Genomic DNA, 3,333 nt, shown 5'->3' with positions numbered 1-3,333 from the left:
GGGCCGGCATAGGCCAGCGCCACGGCGAGCAAGGGTAGACAGACGACGCCTGCCGCTTGCCGGCGCCGGGAAATTGTGCCGCCGGTTTCCAACCGGTCGCTGATTTGCCGAATTTTCATGACATCTCCACACTACAGTAATTGAAGAAATTATTGCCGCCTGAAAGCAGCCTTGAGCCAGCCGCTTTTCTGTACAGCAATCGATTAAGGATTTAAAAGACAATCTGACTTTATAAGCACAGCTACAGTGTGGAAATCGGGTGAAACCCTGATTTTTAGCTCAGGAAATACCTGATTTGATGAGATTCAGCCTGAAAAGTAAGTGAACGGGCAGCGGCGGGAAAGCCTATAGCGATGTTTCAGACATTCAAGAGTGATATCGCGTCACAGGGAGACTTGTAAACTTAAGGCGTAAAATTATGAACGGCTGCATGGATGGTCTTTGCGCCTGCATTACCTTACTACACTCAAGCGGGGCGAGGGTTGCAACCAATGCTGAATGTTTTTGGACAGACAGCAATCCCCGTCCAGCCGAGTGTTTCGGGCCGAATAAAATTCGGCCCTGCAGTCATACCTCGCGCTCAGGATTTTCCATGGCGGGCATTCAGCAATTCATCGATTCTGGCAGCGATGGTATCCGGGCTGGACAGGCCATTGAAGCGCGTCCATTCGCCGCGGACCGGGTCGCCGACCAGAATGACCGGCGCATGGTTGGCGACATCGGTACTGTAGACGCCAAGGCTTTTGAGCAGGGCGTCGACCTGGGCCTTCTCTCCGGTCAGCCAGAGCCACTCGGGCGCGGCGTGAAAGCGTTCCGCGTAGGCTTTTAGCCGTTCAGGCGTATCCGTAGCCGGATTGATGCTCAGCGAGACCATGCGCACGTCCTTGGCCAGTTTGTCGCCGAGCCGGCTTTGCAGCTTGGAGAAAATGCCCGAGACGACCGGGCAGGCCGTCTGGCAATCGGTGTAAATGAAATTGAGCGCCATGATCCGATTGCCGGCGACATCGCTGGCAAAACGGACCGAGGCGCCGTTCTGGTCCTGCAGTTCGGCATTCGGCAGTGCGGCCGGAGACGCTATCGTCTTCGGCGCCGGGTCCGGCACAACGGCGATAAGAACACCGGTAATTAGCAGGGTGATGATGACTCCGGTTCTGAACTTGATATTCATGGCGCCAACTCCTTGACCTGAGCGGTAGCGATTTCTGGCCGGATGGCGCGGAACGTCAGCATGGGTTGTTGTTCAAAGGTGAAATTGAGCGAGGCCGACTGTGCGAATACCTGATAGACGCCCGTTTCCGTCGGCGTGATGTCCGCCTGATACAGGCCGTCGCCCAGCGGTTTGGCCAGCAGCCGCTGTTGCCATTGGCCGGGGATGCGGAAGATCAGCAGTTGCAGGTCGCTGACATTATTTTTTTCCGTATGATTGACTTTGACCCGGATCGATACCGGCGCGCCGACCGGCACTTCCTTACTGTTCAGCAAATACTCCACCTTGACCGGCTGAGTGTCTGATTTGGCCAGTTCAGGGTCCGGCGCGATGTCGGCGGCGAAGCAGTGGTAGACCGTCGGATTGTTCAGCAGGACCGAGACGCTGTAACGGCCGGCCGGCGGCAACTGAGCGGTGCCTGTATAAACGCCGGGCGCGGTTTCCTGCAGACTTCTATCTACAATCATGACCGCCATAGGATTCATGCCGAAGTTCTCGAAATTGCCCATCGGTGCGGCCATGCCTTCCGTGTAGTAGTACACGGATTTATCGGCTGGATTGGCGACCACCACGGCATTGCGCTCAGGCGTCGGCACAATGGCATCGGCCGACAGCAGCCCGGATGAACCTGGGGCGGACTGACCGCCCGGAAAGGTTGTCACGGCTGCCTGCGCGTTCTTGCCCAGCGCATCTAGCTGCAGCATGCTCACGGTTTCATTGCCGGTCGAGCGGACATAGGCGAAATGATCCGTGAACGTGATCTGGTCCGGCGCGGCACCGGCCTCGACGGTCTGGACCAGGCGGTTCACTGAGGCATCGATGATGAACACTTTGTTGTCTCTCTGGCTGAGCGCGAAACCCCAGCGGCCGTCGGGGCTGAAGCGCAACGCTTTCAGCGGCGAGCCGGTCTCGATGGGCGCACCGGCCTGGCTTTCAGCATCGATGACTAGCAGGCGGCCTTTTTCGGTGGCCGCGTACAGGGTTTTGCTCAACGTCGAGAAAGCCAGCGCCACGGGCCGGGCCATGCTTTTGACGGCGTGATGGCTGGCCAGCTTGGCAGTATCGATGACGGCCACCGTCTGGTCGTCAGTATTGCTGACATAAGCCATGCGGCTGTCGGCGCTGAAGGCAAATTCATGGCTGCCTTTGCCGGTGGCGATCGAGGCGGCCACCTGGTTTTTCTCGGTATCAACGGCGCTGACATCGGCTGAGGACTTGTTATCGGTCTTCTCGAGTCCCACCCACAAATAGTGGCCGTCCGGCTGCAAGGCCAGCCGGGTGGGTGAAGCTTCAAATGACAGAAAAGTCTTTACCTGCCAGGTGCCGGTATCGATGATCGCCACTTCGCGGCTTAACGGCGTAGCCACATAGAGCTTTTTATTATCCTTGCTCAAGGCCCAGTCCACGCCGGGGCTGTTCAGCCGGATACGCGTGATCATCTTGCTGCCGCCGAAGCCGTTCATCGGATCGATGACGGAAATGCTGGCCTTGTTGTTCAGCGCCAGCACGAAATAGGAATTGAGGTTGATATCGGGCTGAAAAGCCAGTTTGCTTTGAAGATAGGAATTGATGCGGTCCTTGCATGACAGGTTCTGTTCCTGCGGGTTCTGGCGGTCCAGCCAGACGGCCGGGTGCAGACCCTTGACCGGTTCCTTGCTGGACGTATCCCGGACCGTGAATTGCAGGCGCGCCGGCTGGCCCTCGTGCAGAGCCGAGGCCGCGATCTTGTCGGTCTGGACCGGATCGATGGCCAAGGCGATGGACAAGCCTTCCTTGATTACTTCGTTGTCTGACGGATTATTCTTGAACAATGAAGACAGCTGATCGCTGAACACGAAGAAAAGGCCGGTCAATACGATGAAGCATAATGCTGAATTTCTGTAATTGGGTGTTCTCATAGTCATATCCCTGTTTTATCGAGTATCCGATAACGATAAAAAGAGTGCAGCCGGCTTGCGGCTGCACTCCGATACGCCTTACGAGATGCTATTGCACTCGTAATTTGCCCCACAGCCCGCCGTCAAACGTGAACGATGCCTGATCCCGGTAGAGGTAATCGCCGGGCGTTGCGAAGACACCGCCGGCGCCATTGGCCAGCAGGAAGTTGAAATGGCTGCCCGGCCCGA

At 57.2% G+C, this 3,333-nt stretch carries 2 protein-coding genes; both read right to left on the bottom strand.

What is annotated here, in order from left to right:
* Positions 1-580: 580 nt before the first annotated feature.
* On the bottom strand, positions 581-1,168 hold the full coding sequence (locus IT781_RS21565) for an SCO family protein (RefSeq protein ID WP_194972232.1): 588 nt from the start codon (positions 1,166-1,168) through the stop codon (positions 581-583).
* Entirely contained in the window at positions 1,165-3,105 is a 1,941-nt protein-coding gene (locus tag IT781_RS21560; protein ID WP_194972231.1) for a hypothetical protein, read from the bottom strand. The genes IT781_RS21565 and IT781_RS21560 overlap by 4 nt, the downstream gene beginning before the upstream one ends.
* Positions 3,106-3,333: the final 228 nt, after the last annotated feature.

Source organism: Methylobacter sp. BlB1 (genome assembly GCF_015476545.1).
Taxonomy (GTDB): domain Bacteria; phylum Pseudomonadota; class Gammaproteobacteria; order Methylococcales; family Methylomonadaceae; genus Methylobacter.
Note: the sequence above shows the minus strand (reverse complement) of the source record. Positions and strands in the feature narration are given on the sequence as shown.

Bases quoted from the DNA above. Each gene is read 5' to 3' on its own strand.
- IT781_RS21565 (WP_194972232.1), bottom strand. From the start codon at position 1,168: ATGAATATCAAGTTCAGAACCGGAGTCATCATCACCCTGCTAATTACC.
- IT781_RS21560 (WP_194972231.1), bottom strand. From the start codon at position 3,105: ATGAGAACACCCAATTACAGAAATTCAGCATTATGCTTCATCGTATTG.